Origin of the sequence: Streptococcus sp. 1449, assembly GCF_013276805.1 — a bacterium.
GTDB classification, from domain to species: domain Bacteria; phylum Bacillota; class Bacilli; order Lactobacillales; family Streptococcaceae; genus Streptococcus; species Streptococcus pseudopneumoniae.
Map to the genome: position 1 here is coordinate 1 of NZ_VMLS01000095.1, position 960 is coordinate 960.

Genomic DNA, 960 nt, shown 5'->3' on the forward strand with positions numbered 1-960 from the left:
TGAAAGTTCTATAATGAAGTTAGCCACCCAGCTCTCCTAAAAATTAGATGTTTTAACTAGCTGATAGCTAGTACTCGATTTCATTTGATAAGAGGCTTGATGCTGTTAGACTGACAAGCCAAGGCTAAGATTAGCCTTGGTTTAGCTGACAAAACTGCTTCAAGGGTTCCTCTTGTCAAATGAAAGCTCTTCTAGGCATAAGAAAACACCTCTGTGTTATACTTGTTGTTCAATCACAAACACAAGAAAGGCACAGAGATGCAAAACCATTATACTACAAAAGCCAAACATTTGACAATCGATAGCCGTCGTTTAATCGAACGATGGAAAAAGGAAGGGAAATCAAATAGAGAAATCGCCTCTTTACTTGGAAAAGCTCCTCAAACCATTCACAATGAAGTCAAGCGTGGGACAGTCCGACAATGTCTTGGAAAAGGGCGCTTTAAAGAGGTTTATTCTGCCGACTATGCTCAACAGTCTTATGAAAATAATCGCAAGCGCTCGGTCAAGAAATCAAGATTGAACAAGGAACTAAAGGAAAAGATTCTCCACTATCATAACCAAAAATTTTCGCCTGAAATGATGGTCAAGGCTAAGGGCGTTAACGTGGGAATTTCTACCATCTACTACTGGATCCATCATGGAAAATTAGGATTGTCAAAACAGGATCTGCTCTATCCTAGAAAAGGAAAATCTGTTAAGAAACAAGCTAGCACCAATTTTAAACCCCCTGGTCAATCTATCGAACAGCGTTCTGAAGCTATCAATCTGCGATTGGAGAATGGGCATTATGAGATTGATACGGTTCTGCTTACAAGGGTGAAAAATTATTGTTTACTGGTCTTAACTGATCGAAGAACTAGGCATCAAATTATCCGATTGATTCCAAATAAAAGTGCTGAGGCGGTCAATCAGGCTTTAAAACTCATCTTAAAACAAGAACTGATTCTGTCCATCACG

General features: G+C 39.2%; 1 protein-coding gene. It reads left to right on the top strand.

Annotated features, from left to right (window positions below; all coding sequences use genetic code 11):
• Positions 1-258: 258 nt before the first annotated feature.
• The coding region (locus tag HT687_RS11125; RefSeq protein ID WP_172924212.1) for an IS30 family transposase at positions 259-960 on the top strand (702 nt) is incomplete at its 3' end.